Consider the following 15,698-nt stretch of genomic DNA (forward strand, 5'->3'; position numbering starts at 1 on the left):
GTTGCGCCGCAGGCGGTGGCGGTCGCAGTCGGCAATGCCTCGGTGATCTGCGCTCTGCTCCTTGCGGCACAGCCAGTAGGCCGTCGGGCTGTACTCCTCGCCGAACCATTCCGGGTGGACCGGGTCGGGGGCCGGCAGCCGGGCGGCGATGACCTGGTGGCGCAGCCGCCATTCGGCTTCCGTCATGTCCCCCCGGCGACAGCCACGCTCCAGGTCCCGTGGCCGCACCTGATCGGCATTGGCCGGCAGCGCGAGGCTAACGGCGATGAGGGCGCCGGCCAGGAGAGGGCCGCCTGCCACGCGGGTGCGGTCTGTTTCGTTGCGGCGAGGTGGTGGGTGCTGGCGGATGAGATGGGGTCATGATGCTGGGACTCCTATCGTCGATGCGCATGCCGATGGGGTGATGCCTGACGGCTCGGCGCGAGGTCTTGAGCCGAGCGTTGCGTTTCTAACACACTCTGCGGCGCTGCTGGCGTATCGAGCTTGCCGCGCACCCGCCGCCCGGCGGGCATGGCGTCATGCACATGCCGCATTGCCGTCGGCAGGCTGATCAATCTGCACCAGCAGTCATCATGGCCGGGTGTGGCTCACCGCCGCCTCGCTGCGCATGAAAAACACCAGCGCCTGGTCGACCAGCTCGTCCAGGCTCATCCTGCCGTCCTGCTTGTACCACTGCGCCATCCAGTTCAGCGCGCCGAACACCATCAGGCGGTCGATGCGGGTCGGCATGGCCCAGTCGCCGGCGGCCTGCAGGCGTGCGATCACGGCGTCCCACAGCGCTTCGTAGCGGTGCTGCAGCGCGATGATGCGGGCCTGGGCCGGGGCTTCGAGCGAGTTCCACTCATACAGCAGCACCGGGATGAAGTCGTGGTTGGGCGACAGGATGGTGTCGAGATGCGCGTGGATCAGCGCGCGGAAAGCCTGCGGCGCCGGCAGGGCCTCGACCTTGAGCGTCTCGATGCGTTCGAGCGAGTTGGCCATGCCCTCTTCCATCACCGCGGCGAGGATGTCCTGCTTGGTCTTGAAATAGTAGAACCAGCTACCGGCCTGCACGCCGCTGGCGGCGGCGATGTCGCGCACGGTGGTGCGCTCGTAGCCCTTGCTGCGGAACAGCGCGGCCGATTTGGCGATCAGCTCCTTGCGCAGGCTGTTGTTGTCGCCCTTGGGCGGGCGGCCGCGGCGGCGCGGGGTCGGGGTGTCGTTCATGCGGTGTCGTGCCTGGGGCGGCGCGCGCTTTGCGCGGCGCCATTGTCGTGAAGCCGGTATTTTCCCGTCTGTTGGCCGCAACGTCCAATCGCATGCGGGCGGATGGCCTTGCATATCGCTCCATCCGCGTTTGCTTATTTATTAAATCAAACGATTGATTTTTTATTCTGCGGCGTTATGATGGGTGGATCGAATCCTGCAAGGTGCCCTTCCGTGCGCGACTCCACTCTCAGAATAGGCTGTGCCGCCGGCTTTTGGGGCGACACCAATACCGCTGCGTTCCAGCTCGTGCGCGAGGCGCGGCTCGACTACCTGGTGTTCGACTACCTGGCCGAGATCACGCTATCGATCATGGCGGCCGCGCGCGCCAAGGATGCGGCGCTGGGCTACGCCACCGACTTCGTCGAGGTGGTGATGAAGCCGCTGCTGAAAGAGCTGGCCGAGAAGCGCATCAAGGTTGTCAGCAATGCCGGCGGCGTCAACCCGCAGGCTTGCCGCGATGCGCTGCAGGCCGCCATCGACGCGGCCGGCGTGGGCCTCAAGGTGGCCGTGGTGGCCGGCGACGACCTGCTGCCGCAGATTGACGCACTGCGTGAGGCCGGCGTGCGCGATATGTTCAGCGATGCGCCGCTGCCGGCGCGGCCGCTCACCGCCAACGCCTATCTCGGCGCGCAGCCGATTGCCGCCGCGCTGGCGGCCGGCGCCGACATCGTGATCACCGGCCGCGTGGCCGACAGCGCCGTGGTGCTCGGCCCGCTGATGCACGAGTTCGGCTGGGCTACGGACGAATACGACAAGCTCGCCGCCGGCTCGCTCGCCGGCCACATCATCGAATGCGGCGCGCAATGCTGCGGCGGCAATTTCACCGACTGGGAGACCGTGCCCGGCTACGACAATATGGGCTTCCCCATCGTCGAGGTCGAGCCGGATGGCCGCTTCACCGTCACCAAGCCCGAGGGCACCGGCGGCCTGGTCAGCTGCGCCAGCGTGGCCGAGCAGATTGTCTACGAGATTGGCGATCCGCAGGCCTACCTGCTGCCCGACGTGGTGTGCGATTTCAGCGAAGTGACGCTCACGCAGGCCGGCGACAACCGTGTCGCCGTCAGCGGCGCGCGCGGCCTGCCGCCGACCGACAGCTACAAGGCAAGCCTGACCTGGCAGGATGGCTACCGCGTCACCGCCGTCTTCCTGCTGGCCGGCGTCGATGCGCGCGGCAAGGCGCAGCGCGTGGCCGACAGCATTCTCGGCAAGGTCTCGCGCCTGCTCAGGCAGAAGGGCCTGCCGCCGTTCTCGGCCAGCTCGGTCGAGCTGCTCGGCAGCGAGGCGACCTACGGCCCGCATGCGCGCGCGACGGCCAGCCGCGAGATCGTGGTCAAGCTCGCCGTCACCCACCCGCTCAAGCCGGCGCTGCAGTTTTTCGCCGCCGAGATCGCGCAGGCGGCCACCGGCATGGCGCCCGGCATCACCGGCCTGCTCGGCGGCCGGCCCAAGCCATCGCCGGTAGTGAAGCTGTTCTCCTGCCTGGTGCCGAAAGCGCAGGTGGTGGCGACGCTCGACGGTGCCGCCCTGCCCGCCGCCGCCGCGCAGGCAGGCTACGAGCCAATCCCAAAGCGGCCCGCAGGCCCGCTACCAGAGCCATTCTTCGGCCAGATGATCGAGGTGCCGCTGTGGCGGCTCGCCTATGCGCGCAGCGGCGACAAGGGCAACGACGCGAACATCGGCGTGATCGCCCGCCGCGCCGACTACCTGCCGTGGCTACGCCGCGCGCTCGACGAAACGGCGGTGGCGGGCTGGTTCGCGCATGTGCTCGACCACCCGCAGAGCCAGGTGGTGCGCCATGAATGGCCGGGCCTCGATGCGCTCAACTTCGTGCTGAAGAACGCGCTCGGCGGCGGCGGCACATCGAGCCTGCGCATCGATCCGCAAGGCAAGGCCTTCGCCCAACAACTGCTGGACATGCCGATCGCCGTGCCAGCGCAACTACTGGAATAGTCATGCCCATCATTGATTCCCAGATCGATACGAGCCGCGACGACTACCGGCGCAACCGTGCGGCCATGCTGGCGCTGGTCGGCGAGGTCGAGGCGATCCGCCTGCGCGGGCTCGACAAGTCGCGCGAGGAAAAGCCCAAGTTCGACAAGCGCGGCCAGTTGCTGCCGCACGAGCGCGTGCAGCGCCTGCTCGACCCGGGCTCGCCGTTCGTCGAGCTGCTTGGCCTTGCCGGCTACCTGATGGACGACGACCGCGACGGCAGCGAAGCCGGCGGCGGGCTGATCGCCGGCATCGGCTACGTCAGCGGCGTGCGCTGCCTGATCAGCGCCAACAACAGCGCGATCAAGGGCGGCACCATCGCGCCTTCCGGCTTGCGCAAGACGCTGCGGCTGCAGCAGATCGCGCTCGACAACAAACTGCCGGTGATCACGCTGACCGAGAGCGGCGGCGCCAACCTCAACCACGCGGCCGACATCTTCGTCGAAGGCGCGCGCACCTTCGCCAACCAGGCGCGGCTGTCGGCCGCCGGCATCCCGCAGATCGCCGTGGTGCACGGCAATGCCACGGCCGGCGGCGCCTACCAGCCCGGCCTGTCGGACTATGTGGTGGCGGTGCGCAACCGCGCCAAGCTGTTCCTCGCCGGCCCGCCGCTGCTGCTGGCCGCGACCGGCGAAGTGGCGACCGATGAAGAACTGGGTGGCGCCGAGCTCCATGCCGCCGTCGCCGGCACCGCCGAGTATCTGGCCGAGGACGATGCCGACGCCGTGCGCCATGCGCGCGAGATCGTCGCCAACCTGGGCTGGGAGACACCGCCGCGCGCGCGCGCCAGCTTCAGCGAGCCGCGCTACCCCGCCGAAGAGCTGCTGGGGCTGATCCCGTGCGACGCCAAGCGCCCCTACGATGTGCACGAGGTGATCGCGCGCATCGTCGATGACTCGGCCTTTCTCGACTTCAAGCAGGAATACGACGCGCAGACCGTGTGCGGCTGGGCCGCCATCGCCGGCCACCGCCTGGGCATCATCGGCAACAACGGCCCGATCACGCCGCAGGGCGCGGCCAAGGCGGCGCAGTTCATCCAGCTGTGCGAGCAGAGCGGGCGGCCGCTGTTGTTCCTGCACAACACCACGGGCTTCATGGTCGGGCGCGAGGCCGAACAGGGCGGCGTGATCAAGCATGGCTCGAAGATGCTGCAGGCCGTCGCCAACGCGCGCGTGCCCAAGCTGTCGCTGGTCATCGGCGGCTCTTACGGCGCCGGCAACTACGCAATGTGCGGCCGCGGCCTCGACCCGCGCTTCATCTTCGCCTGGCCCAATAGCCGTACCGCCGTGATGGGCGGCGCGCAGGCCGGCAAGGTCATGCGTATCGTCGCCGAAGCGAAGCAGCGCAAGCTCGGCATCGAGCCCGACGCCGCAAACCTTGATGCACTGGAGCAGATGACGGCCAAGGGCCTCGACGCGCAATCGACCGCGCTGTATGGCACGGCGCGGCTGTGGGACGACGGGCTGATCGACCCGCGCGACTCGCGCCGGCTGCTGAGCTTCCTGCTCGACGTGATCGACGAGGCCGGGCAGCGCGAGCTGCGGCCGAACAGTTTCGGGGTGGCGCGGTTTTAGGGGGAGACGGGGGCCGGTGCGCTGACGCACAAGGCATTTGGGCGGGATTCCGTCCCGCTGCCGGGTTACTTCTTTTGCTTCGCTCCGGATCGCCGGCCGCCGGATCGCCGGCCGAAAGAATGTAAGTAAAAAGGCGACTGAAGTGCCGGCTTACGCGCCTTGCGCCTGCGGCTCCGGTCCCCCAGCGCTGCTCGGCGGTTGCGGCTGCCGCGGAACTCGCTGCGGCCCGATGGACTCCCGTTCAAACAGTCCAAGCCGAAAGCTACGCCTGACGCCTTGCGATGACCCCGCAAGGGGGAAAGCTGGCGCTAGGCGCGGAGCACCAAGGATTCAGCTTTCCGGCGCGCCACACGGGAACATCGAGTGCCAGCGCCGCTACCTGTGGCTATTGCCATGGCCGAGGCACTGGCACGTACCCCCTCTCCCTTGACGGGAGAGGGCTGGGGAGAGGGTGAGCACGGGACGAAAACCCGCCCCAACAACACTCGCGCCCCGGCACAAACAACACTAAGGGATTCAGAGGAGAAGCCATCATGCAATTCACCACCGAACACGAGCAGATGCGCCGCACGGCGCGGCAGTTCGTCGCCAACGAGATCGACCCGCACGCGGCCGGGTGGGAGCAGGCCGGGCGCTTCCCGGCGCATGCGCTGTTCAAGAAGCTGGGCGACCTGGGCCTGCTCGGCATCCACAAGCCGGTCGAGAACGGCGGGCTCGGGCTCGACGTGTCGTACAACCTGGTGGTCGCCGAGGAGCTGGGCCGCGCGGCCTGCGGCGGCGTGCCGCTGGCGATCGGGGTGCAGACCGACATGGCGACGCCGGCGCTGGCGCGCTTCGGCAGCCGGGAGTTGCGCGACGAGTTCCTGACGCCGGCGATCGCGGGCGACTATGTGTCGAGCATCGCGGTGTCCGAGCCGCACGCGGGCTCCGATGTGGCGGCGATCAAGACCACGGCGCGCAAGGACGGCGGCGACTACGTGATCAACGGTAGCAAGATGTGGATCACCAACTCGCTGCAGGCCGATTTCTTCTGCCTGCTCGCCAATACCGGTGACGGCCCCAAGCATGCCAACAAGTCGCTGATCATCGTGCCGGCCAAGACCCGCGGTATCAGCTTCTCCGCGCCGCTGAACAAGCTCGGCATGCGCTCGAGCGACACCGCGCAGGTGTTCTTCGACGACGTGCGCGTGCCGCAGCGCTACCTGATCGGGCAGGAGAACTTCGGCTTCATGATGCAGATGATGCAGTTCCAGGAAGAGCGCCTGTTCGGTGCCGCCAACACCATCGGCGCGGTGGAGCGCTGCATCGAGCTGACCACGGCCTATGCGCGCGAGCGGCAGGTGTTCGGCATGTCGCTGCTCGACAACCAGACCGTGCATTTCCGCCTGGCCGAGCTGCGCACCGAGCTCGAAGCGCTGCGCGCCCTCACCTACCAGGCCTGCGAGAAACACATCGCCGGCGATGATGTGACCATGCTCGCCTCGATGGCCAAGCTCAAGGCTGGGCGCCTCGTGCGCGAGGCGGCGGATGCCTGCCTGCAGCTGTGGGGCGGCCAGGGCTACATGTGGGACAACCCGGCCTCGCAGCTGTATCGCGACGGGCGCCTGTGCTCGATCGGCGGCGGCGCCGACGAGGTGATGCTCGGCATCATCTGCAAGCTGACCGACACCCTGCCGGGAAGGAAGAAAGCATGACACTGCCCGCTTGCGACACCCTGCTGCTGCGCCAGGACGGCTGGCTGCTCCACGTCACCCTGAACCGCCCCGAGCAGCGCAATGCGATGAGCCTGCAGATGGTGGACGAGCTGTCGGGCGTGTTCGAGGCCTTGAAGACTGCCGACGATGTGCGTGCCGTGGTGCTGCGCGGTGCCGGCGGCCATTTCTGCGCCGGCGGCGACGTGCGCGACATGGCCGGGCTGCGCCAGCGGCTGGCGGCCGACCCGCGCGCCGCCGCCAGCTTCAACCGTGCCTTCGGCCGCATGCTGCAGATGGCCGAGCGCACCCCGGCCGCGCTGATCACCGTGCTCGAAGGCGCGGTGCTCGGCGGCGGCTTCGGCCTTGCCTGCGTGTCGGATCTGGCGCTGAGCCTGCACGACGCCCAGTTCGGCCTGCCCGAGACCGGGCTCGGCCTGATCCCGGCGCAGATCGCGCCATTCGTGCTGCAGCGCATCGGCCTGACGCAGGCGCGGCGCCTGGCGCTGTTCGGCAACCGCATCGACGGGCGCGAAGCCAAGGCCCTGGGCCTGGTGCACAGCGTCTGCGACACGCCGGCCGCGCTCGATGCCGAGCTGGCCGCCGCACTTGCCCAGCTCGCCCGCTGCGCGCCGGCCGCCAGCCGCCGCACCAAACAACTGCTGCACGCGCTCGGCCCGAGCAAGCTCGACGCGGTGCTCGACCAGGCCGCCGACTGGTTCTCCGACGCGGTGCAGGGCGCGGAAGCCGCCGAGGGCGCCGCCGCCTTCATCGGCAAGCGCCAGCCGGCGTGGGCGACGAGACAGGAGTGAGGCCATGTTTAGCAAGATACTGATCGCCAATAGGGGCGAGATAGCGTGCCGGGTGATCACCACCGCCAGGCGCATGGGCTACCGCACCGTGGCGGTGTATTCCGAGGCCGACGCCGAGGCGCGCCATGTGCGCCTGGCCGACGAGGCCGTGCCTATTGGCCCCTCGCCCGTGGGCGAGTCCTACCTGAACATCGAGCGCGTGCTGGCGGCTTGCCGGCAGTCGGGCGCGGAGGCGGTGCATCCGGGCTACGGCTTTCTGTCCGAGAACGAAGACTTCGCCCAGGCCTGCCTTGACGCCGACCTGGTGTTCATCGGTCCGCGCCCCGAGGCGATTCGCCTGATGGGCAGCAAGCGGCTGGCCAAGCTCGCCATGCAGCAGGCCGGTGTGCCCTGCGTGCCCGGTTACGACGGCGAGGCGCAGGACGACGCGACGCTGCGCCGCGAGGCCGAGCGCATCAGCTATCCGCTGATGATCAAGGCCTCGGCCGGCGGCGGCGGGCGCGGCATGCGCCTGGTCGAGTCCGGCGACGGCTTCGAGCCAGCCTTGCGCACGGCGCGCAGCGAGGCGCTCAACGCCTTCGGCAGTGACGAGCTGATCCTCGAACGCGCCATCATGCGGCCGCGCCACGTCGAGATCCAGGTGTTCGGCGATAGCCTGGGTAATGTCGTGCATCTCGGCGAGCGCGATTGCTCGATCCAGCGCCGCCACCAGAAGGTGGTCGAAGAGTCGCCGTGCCCGGCCATGACCCCCGCGCTGCGCGCCAGTATGGGCGCCGCCGCTGTGGCCGCCGCCAGGGCCTGCGACTACGTGGGGGCGGGTACGGTCGAGTTCCTGCTCGATGCGCAGGGCGCGTTCTATTTTCTCGAAATGAACACACGGCTGCAGGTCGAGCACCCGGTCACCGAGCTGGTGACCGGGCTCGATCTGGTCGAATGGCAGTTGCGCGTGGCGGCGGGTGAAGCGCTGCCGCTGGCCCAGTCCGACATCCGCCTCGACGGCCACGCGATCGAGGTCAGGCTGTATGCCGAGGACCCGGCCCAGCAATTCCTGCCGCAGACCGGCCCGGTGCTGGCCTGGCGGCCCGGTGATGGCGTGCGTGTGGACCACGGCATGGTCGAGGGCGGTGCGGTCAGCCCCTATTACGACCCGATGGTGGCCAAGCTGATCGCCCATGGCCGCACGCGCGACGAGGCCGCACGCATGCTGGCGCGCGCCGTCGAGGATACGGTGCTGCTGGGCGTGAACCACAACCGCGATTTTCTCGCCGAGGTACTGCGCCATCCGGCCTTCCTGGCCGGCGACACGCACACCGGCTTCATCGCCGACCACATGACGGCGGCGGCGAGCCTGCTGCCCGCCGTCGCCACTGCCGAGCAGGTGGCGCTGGCCGCGGCGCTGCTCCACCATCTGGCGACGCCGGCGCACGCCTTTGCCGACTGGCAGCGCGAGCGTCTGGGGCCGCAGACACGCCGGCTGCGCATCGGCGAGCGCGAGCGCGTGGTGGCGGTGGCACGTGACGGCGAAACGCTGCATATCAGCGAGGCCGGCAGCCCGCCGCTGGCGGTCACGCTGTCGGCGGTCGGCGATGGCCGCTGCCTCGCGCAATGCGGCGAGCGGCGCTGTGAGCTGGCCTATGCCTGGTTCGATGGCCGGCTCCAGCTCGATCTGGGCCATGGCAATCTGCCGGTCGAGGACGTCACCCACGCACCGCCTCAGCGGCAGGACGCCGCCGGCAGCGGCGTCGTCAATGCACCGATGGACGGTGCGGTGGTCGATGTGCGCGTCGTCATCGGCGAGCGTGTCAGCAAGGGCCAGACCTTGCTGGTGCTGGAGGCGATGAAGATCGAGCACCAGCTCAAGGCCGATTGCGACGGCGTGGTCGGCGAGCTGCTGGCGGGCCTCGGCGTGCAGGTCAAGCGGCGCCAGCGCCTGCTGACGATCGCGGCGGAAGCCGGCTGATCGCGCACGAAAAAACGCCGGTGCATGGGCACCGGCGTGGCAGTGTGGGAGTCTTGGTGTCGTCTGCTTACCAGCTCAGCTTCAAGGTATATTTGCCATTGGCGGCGCCTGTGCCGCCGCTGTAGTACACGACGCGCGCGTAGCGGGCGATGGTGGCGCTGCCGCTATTGGTGACGCTCGCGCCGTCGACCAGGCCGGTGCCCTTCGTGCTCTTGGCGATCTGGCTGCCGGCGCTGTTGTAGAGGTACAGGTCGTAGTCCGCGCTGCCGCTCGGCGTCAAGGTCGCGGTCAGCGTCTTGCCGGCCGGCAGGTCGACGCGGAAGTAATCCGTGTCGCTGCTCGATCCCATCGTGCCGTTCATCGTCGTGCCGCTGCTGCTGACCAGGTTGGCGGTCGAGATCGTGTTGTTCGACTCCGTTTCGCTGTTGCCCGCGGGCGGCGTGGTGCTGCCCGCCGCATCGACCGCCGCGTTGGCATCGACGATGCCGCTACCGCACTGCGCGCATGTTGCCGGGAAGGCGCGGGCCGTGGCCTTGAGCTTGCTCTCGACATCGTCGGGCGTCAGGCTCGGGTTCTTCGACAGCATCAGCGCCACCACGCCGGCGACATGCGGCGTTGCCATCGAGGTGCCCTGGTAGAAGGCGTAGCTGTCCGCCCCCGGTGCCGTCTGGCCGGCATTCAAGGTCGACAGGATGCCGTTCGCGTCGGTCGCGCTGCTCATCGCCCCGCCCGGTGCCGCCACATCGACCACGCTGCCGTAATTCGAGTAGTAGGCGCGCCCGCCCTGGCGATTGGTCGCCGCCACGGCAATCACGCCCGAGCAGTTGGCCGGGTTGGAGTTGGCTGCGTCCTGGTTCTCGTTGCCGGCTGCCACCACCACCACCGTGCCGTGCGAGCGCGCGCTGTTGATCGCATTCTGCGTGGTGTTGTCGCAGGCCCCGCCGCCGCCGAGCGACATATTGATCACGCGCGCCTTGTTCGGGTTGGCCGGCACGCCGCTGACACTGCCGCCCGAGGCCCAGATGATGGCATCGGCGATGTCCGAGGTGTAGCCGCCGCACTTGCCGAGCACGCGCAGCGGCAGCACCTTGGCGCCGAATGCAACGCCCGCCACGCCGCTGCCGTTGTTGCTCAGCGCCGCGATGGTGCCGGCCACGTGCGTGCCGTGCCAGCTCGACGGCTCGTCCTGCGCGGGCTCGCCGCTACCGCACTCGCCGGCCTTCACCGCGTCGCCGGGGTCCTTGGCGTCGGCATCGCGACCGTCGCCATCGTTCGATACCGCGGTGTCGGAGATGAAGTCATAGCCGCCAATGATGTTGGCCGCCAGATCGGCATGCGGGCGGTAGCCGGTGTCGATCACGGCGACGATCACGCCGGCTCCGGTCGACTTGTCCCAGGCCTGCGGCAGGCGCATGCCGCCGGTGGTTTCGTAGTACTCCCATTGCTCGTTGTAGCGCGTGTCGTTGGGCGTGAACAGCCGCTTCATCATGCGGTCCGGCTCGGCGTATTCGATCGTCGGGTCCTGCGCGGCGATCTGCGCGGCCAGGCTGGCTGCCTCGGCCACCGTCACCTTGCGGTCCAGCTGCATCACCTGCGCGCCGCCCGCCGTCTGGCGCAAGGCCTTGATGGTGAAGCCGAGCCCGTGGCCGATGCGCTGCGCCGCGGCCATCCTGTCGACTGCAATACCGCCGGCAGCCATCGCGGCCACTGTCGGCTTGTACTTGATGATGAGACGGTCGGTATGCGCAATGCCGTAATTTACCGCCGTTGTTGCCGCAAATGTCATGTTTCCGCCTGCTAGCGCAAAACCTGGGAATGCCAGCGCCAGTGCGATAATGCATTGCTTTATTTGTGTCTTATTCCTCGATCGTTGCTGCTTCAAGTGAACTCTCCTTGATGAGTTTTTCGTTTATAAATATCTGTCTGTACGAATAAACTGATTGTTGTCCACCATTGCATTAAATCTTTTCCAGATCACCTCATTTTGTGCAAACAGAGCTTGGTTTTAGTACAGGGTATTGGAAAGGTCAAACACAATATGACGCACTCATTACCGCTGCAGAACAGGCTCTGGCTTGCACGGGGAGACATCGGAAAAGACGCTGGACTGCGGGTATTTTGCAGCCAGGCCGGTGCGGGCACATCGGCGAGCCGCACGCAAGCGGGGGCGGGCGACCGGGCGCTGTCTACGCGAGGCTGGGAGATGCGAGAGGGAGAGAAAACGTCCGGCCGGGATGGGGAAATATGGCGGCAGCGGTGTCGGCGGTGAACGGCGGCGGCGACAGGCGTCGGGGGTTGGATGGGGTCATGCGCGGCACCTCGATGGCGGTTTGAAAGGCCGCCCACACTTGCTGCCGGGGGCTCAAAACCATAATAGCCACGTGGCGTAGGACATTACTGCGCGCGCCGCGGCAATCCTGCTGGGGTGTGGGCTAAACCGGCTGTGCTAGCGTGCCTGCCGGGGCGGCATCGCACCGCGCAAACACGAAGAACTCGCGATTGCCGTCGCCGCCCTTGATCGGGCTGTCGAAATAATCGAGCACCGACAGCTCAAGCCGTTCGCACAGCGCCACGATCTTGTCGCGCACCGTGTCGAAGAGCCGTTCGTTCTTGACGATGCCGCCCTTGCCCAACCCCTCGCGCCCGACCTCGAACTGCGGCTTGACCAGGCTCAGCAGGTGGCCACCCGGGCGGATCAGGGCGGCGGCGGCCGGCAGCACGAGTTCGAGCGAGATGAAGGAGACATCGATCACTACCAGGTCCACGCCGGTGGCGCCCGTGTGCGCGGCGATGTCGTCGGCGTGCAGGTGGCGCGCGTTGACACCTTCGAGCAGCACCACGCGCGGATCGGCGGTGAGCTTCGGTGCGAGCTGGCTGTGGCCGACATCGACGCCGATGACCCTGGCCGCGCCGACCTGCAGCAGGCAATCGGTGAAGCCGCCGGTGGAAATGCCGAGATCGAGCACGATGAGGCCGCGCACATCGAGCCCGGCCTGCGCCAGCGCGCCGGCCATCTTGAGCCCGCCGCGCGAGACATAGCGGTCGGCCTCGTCCGGCACGATGTCGAATTCGATATCGGCAAACAGTTTCTGGCTCGCCTTGCCGACCGCCACGCGGCGCCCGGCGTCGAGCACGAACACGCGCCCGGCCTCGATCAGGTGCTGTGCGGCGGTGCGCGAGGCGGCAAGGCCGCGTTCGACGAGTAGCAGGTCGGCTCGAGTGGTCATGGCGGGTCGTGTGGCTGGATGGCCCGCCATTATAGCGGCGAAAAAACGGGCTCCGTAGAGCCCGAAAACACTGCCTGACAATGGTCGACGATCAGGCTGCGATACTGAGCGTGCTGCTGCTCGTCGTGCTCTGCGACGACTGGTCGAGTGCCGCCAGCAGGCGCCCGGCCAGACCACCACCACCGCCGTGGTGCGGCTGGCGGCCCTCGCTGCGCATCTGCTGGAACTGGCTTTGCAGCTGCTGCTCGACCTGTTTCATGCCGCTCTTGAACTCGTCGAGCGAGAGCGAGCCGTTGCCATCGCTGTCCGAGCTGCTCATCAGGTTGCTGCTCGACAGCAGCTGGGCCAGACCCGCCGGCGCGGTGTCGCTGGCGGCCTTGAGTTCCGCCGCGCTGACTTGGCCGTCCTGATCGGTATCGAGCTTGTCGAACAGCTTCTGCTGGCGGCTGCTGGCCTGGGTCGAGCCCACGGCCTGGGTGTCGTCACCGTCACCGTCGCCATCTCCCGGCGGCGGCCCCGACGGTGGGCCGCCCTGCGCGCCGCCGATGCGCATCTGCTGGAACTGGCTGTGCAGCTGCTGCTCCACCTGTTGCATCGCGGACTTGAACTCGTCCACGCTGAGGCTGCCGTCGCCGTTCGTATCCGATTGCGTGAACGCGCTGTCGCTGCCGCTGAACAAGCTTTGCATGCCCTGCGGCGCAGCCTTGGCCAGTACATCCAGCTCGCTGCTGCTGAGCTGGCCGTCGCCGTTGCTGTCCAGCTTGCTGAACAGCTTCTCCTGCATCTCGCTGCGCCGGCTGCTCGCAGTGCTCTGCGCACTGCTGTAGCTGCCGGTGTAGCTCGAACTGCCTATCGAACTCACCATGTTGCATCCTCCATAACGGTCAGCGCGGGAATTGCAGCCGGCAGGCCGCATCGGGGCTGGACGGGACGCTCCCGCGCCGTCCCGCCCGTCGTCGATCACGTCTGGCGCCAGGCACGCCCAGCCCCCATACTGGAAGCGGGCGTGCAGGCGTCAGGCGCAATGTCGGACGCTGGCAGCCTAGGCCGGCCATGTGCATGGAAGATGTGAGGTGGCGCGGCCTTGGTTAGCGGATGTGTCCAAGTGCGCCGTCTGAAACATTTGCTTACATTTCGCCGGCCGGATCCGGCGGCGCTCCCGGTAAACTGCGGCATGGAAAATACCCCCGACATTCTGCTGATCGACGACGATCCCGAGCTGCGCAGCCTGCTGCAGCAATACCTGGGCAAGCAGGGTATGAACGTGCGCACCCTGCCTGACGCGGGCGAGCTCGACCGGCGCCTGCTGCGCCAGCGTCCCGACCTGCTGGTGCTCGATGTGATGATGCCGGGCGAGGATGGCCTTGCTGTGTGCCGCCGTCTGCGCGGCCAGGGCGACGACCTGCCGATCATCATGCTGACCGCGCGCAGCGACGACATCGACCGCATCGTCGGCCTCGAACTCGGCGCCGACGACTACCTCGGCAAGCCCTTCAATCCACGCGAGCTGGTGGCCCGCATCCATGCCGTGCTACGGCGTCGCGTGCGGCTGCCGCCGGGCAGCCCCGACCCGTACGGCGAGGTGCTGCGCTTCGGGCCGTTCCGGCTCGACATGGGCGCACGCACGCTGTTTCACGACGACGAGCGCATCACGCTGACCAGTGGCGAATTCTCGCTGCTCGCCGCGCTGGCCAAGCACCCGCGCCAGCCGATGTCGCGCGAGCGGCTGATCGACCTGGCGCGCGGCCGCAGCGCCGAGACCATCGAGCGCAGCATCGACGTACAGGTGTCGCGGCTGCGCAAGCTGATCGAGGATGACGCCTCCGCGCCGCGCTACATCCAGACGGTGTGGGGGGTCGGCTACGTCTTCATCCCCGATGGCGGTGGCGCATGAGGCGCGGGTTCGACAGCCTGCTCGGGCGTCTGGCGCTGGTGATGGCGCTGGTCGTGGTGGCCAGCCACGCCTCCCTGTTCTATGTGCTGCGCAACAGCCATGACGAACAATTGCTCGATCAGGTGCGCGCGGCGCTGCACGACCCACAGCAGGCCCAGCGCGCCAGGCCCGGCGAGATACCGGACTGGGGCGCACGGCGCGAGCCGCCGCTGCTGCCCGCTGGCGAGCCCGAACGCCGCGCGGGTGGCGGGCCCGAGCACCACGAAGGGCCGCCGCACCAGGACATCGCCCTGCACCTGTCGCAGGAGCTGGGCCAGCCGGTGGCGCTGCACTGGCGCCGCGAGCCGCGCCCCACGCTGTGGGTGGGCATCGGCACGGGCGCGAGCCAGGTCTGGTATCACATCCCGATGAAGCCGGGCGAGCCGGGCTGGTTCGGCTCGCCATGGATGATGCTCGCGGTGGTGACGGCGCTGTCGCTGATGGGCTCGCTGTTCGTGCTGTGGCAATTGTCGCGGCCGATCGCCAGCCTGGCCGATGCGCTGCGGCGCACCGGTGCCGGGCATGCTGTTGCGCCCCTGCCGGTGGCCGGGCCGCTGGAGCTGCGCGAGCTGACCACGAATTTCAACCAGATGGTGCAGGACCTGTCACGCCTCGAAACCGATCGCCAGACCCTGCTCGCCGGCGTCTCGCACGACCTGCGCACGCCCCTGACGCGGCTCAGGGTGCGCGCCGAGCTGCTCGATGACAGCGCGCGCGCCGGTATCGGCCGCGACATCGACGACATCGAGCGCATCGTCGAGCAGTTCCTGCTGTTCGCCAGATTGCAGGCCGACAGCGAGCCGGCAAGCCAGGTCGAACTGGGCGGCTGGCTCACTGGCTGGCTGGGGCGCGATGAATACACCGATATTGGCTACCGGCCTGCCTTGCAGCCGGTGTCGTGTGCGATCCATCCGATCGCGCTGGCCCGTGCGCTGGCCAATCTGGTCGAGAATGCGCGGCAATACGGCGCCATGCCGATCGAGCTGAGTCTGGCGCTCGACGGCACAACCGCCCGCATCAGCGTGCGCGACCACGGCCCGGGCATCCCGCCCGAGCGGCTCGAACAGGCCCGCCAGGCGTTCGTCCGACTCGATGCGGCGCGTGGCGGGCGTGGACATTGCGGACTCGGGCTGGCCATCGTCGATCAGGTGGCGCGGCTGCACGGCGGCGAACTGCTGCTGACCAATGCCATGGACGGCGGCCTGCTGGCGACGCTGAGCTTGCCGTTGGGCCGAGCGCCAGGCAAATAGAGCAAACCGGCAAT

12 protein-coding genes are annotated in these 15,698 nt (G+C 68.2%); 7 read left to right on the forward strand and 5 right to left on the reverse strand.

What is annotated here, in order from left to right:
* Window positions 1-186 (reverse strand): hypothetical protein (locus tag ABWL39_RS12785; protein WP_367791562.1); only part of this gene is annotated, 186 nt, incomplete at its 3' end.
* Window positions 187-570: 384 nt separating this feature from the next.
* A complete protein-coding gene (locus ABWL39_RS12790) occupies window positions 571-1,206 on the reverse strand; it encodes a TetR/AcrR family transcriptional regulator (protein WP_367791565.1) in 636 nt (211 codons plus the stop codon).
* Between the two features lie 213 nt (window positions 1,207-1,419).
* Between ABWL39_RS12790 and ABWL39_RS12795 the strand changes: the two genes are divergently transcribed.
* The 5 genes from ABWL39_RS12795 to ABWL39_RS12815 all read left to right on the forward strand — a co-directional run bounded on the left by ABWL39_RS12795 (window position 1,420) and on the right by ABWL39_RS12815 (window position 9,274).
* Entirely contained in the window at window positions 1,420-3,198 is a 1,779-nt protein-coding gene (locus tag ABWL39_RS12795) for an acyclic terpene utilization AtuA family protein (protein WP_367791568.1), read from the forward strand.
* A 2-nt stretch (window positions 3,199-3,200) separates the two neighbouring features.
* Complete coding sequence (locus ABWL39_RS12800; RefSeq protein WP_367791570.1) at window positions 3,201-4,811, forward strand: acyl-CoA carboxylase subunit beta; 1,611 nt, start codon at window positions 3,201-3,203, stop codon at window positions 4,809-4,811.
* A gap of 533 nt (window positions 4,812-5,344) precedes the next feature.
* Entirely contained in the window at window positions 5,345-6,505 is a 1,161-nt protein-coding gene (locus tag ABWL39_RS12805) for an acyl-CoA dehydrogenase family protein (RefSeq protein ID WP_367791573.1), read from the forward strand.
* Complete coding sequence (locus ABWL39_RS12810; RefSeq protein ID WP_367791576.1) at window positions 6,502-7,314, forward strand: enoyl-CoA hydratase/isomerase family protein; 813 nt, start codon at window positions 6,502-6,504, stop codon at window positions 7,312-7,314. The genes ABWL39_RS12805 and ABWL39_RS12810 overlap by 4 nt, the downstream gene beginning before the upstream one ends.
* Before the next feature lie 4 nt (window positions 7,315-7,318).
* The gene (locus tag ABWL39_RS12815) at window positions 7,319-9,274 is read left to right on the forward strand and encodes an acetyl-CoA carboxylase biotin carboxylase subunit (RefSeq protein ID WP_367791579.1); all 1,956 of its coding nucleotides are present in this window, start codon (window positions 7,319-7,321) and stop codon (window positions 9,272-9,274) included.
* Window positions 9,275-9,341: 67 nt separating this feature from the next.
* On the opposite strand, the gene ABWL39_RS12820 is transcribed toward ABWL39_RS12815, so the two are convergent.
* The 3 genes from ABWL39_RS12820 to ABWL39_RS12830 all read right to left on the reverse strand — a co-directional run bounded on the left by ABWL39_RS12820 (window position 9,342) and on the right by ABWL39_RS12830 (window position 13,366).
* Entirely contained in the window at window positions 9,342-11,060 is a 1,719-nt protein-coding gene (locus ABWL39_RS12820) for a S8 family peptidase (protein ID WP_367791584.1), read from the reverse strand.
* A 646-nt stretch (window positions 11,061-11,706) separates the two neighbouring features.
* On the reverse strand, window positions 11,707-12,501 hold the full coding sequence (locus ABWL39_RS12825; RefSeq protein ID WP_367791588.1) for a TlyA family RNA methyltransferase: 795 nt from the start codon (window positions 12,499-12,501) through the stop codon (window positions 11,707-11,709).
* A 91-nt stretch (window positions 12,502-12,592) separates the two neighbouring features.
* A complete protein-coding gene (locus tag ABWL39_RS12830; RefSeq protein ID WP_367791591.1) occupies window positions 12,593-13,366 on the reverse strand; it encodes an EF-hand domain-containing protein in 774 nt (257 codons plus the stop codon).
* 309 nt (window positions 13,367-13,675) lie between these two features.
* On the opposite strand from ABWL39_RS12830, the gene ompR reads away from it, so the two are divergent.
* Complete coding sequence (gene ompR, locus ABWL39_RS12835; RefSeq protein ID WP_367791594.1) at window positions 13,676-14,395, forward strand: two-component system response regulator OmpR; 720 nt, start codon at window positions 13,676-13,678, stop codon at window positions 14,393-14,395.
* A complete protein-coding gene (locus ABWL39_RS12840) occupies window positions 14,392-15,684 on the forward strand; it encodes an ATP-binding protein (RefSeq protein WP_367791597.1) in 1,293 nt (430 codons plus the stop codon). The genes ompR and ABWL39_RS12840 overlap by 4 nt, the downstream gene beginning before the upstream one ends.
* Window positions 15,685-15,698: the final 14 nt, after the last annotated feature.

This window comes from Chitinivorax sp. PXF-14 (assembly GCF_040812015.1).
Classification (GTDB): domain Bacteria; phylum Pseudomonadota; class Gammaproteobacteria; order Burkholderiales; family SCOH01; genus JBFNXJ01.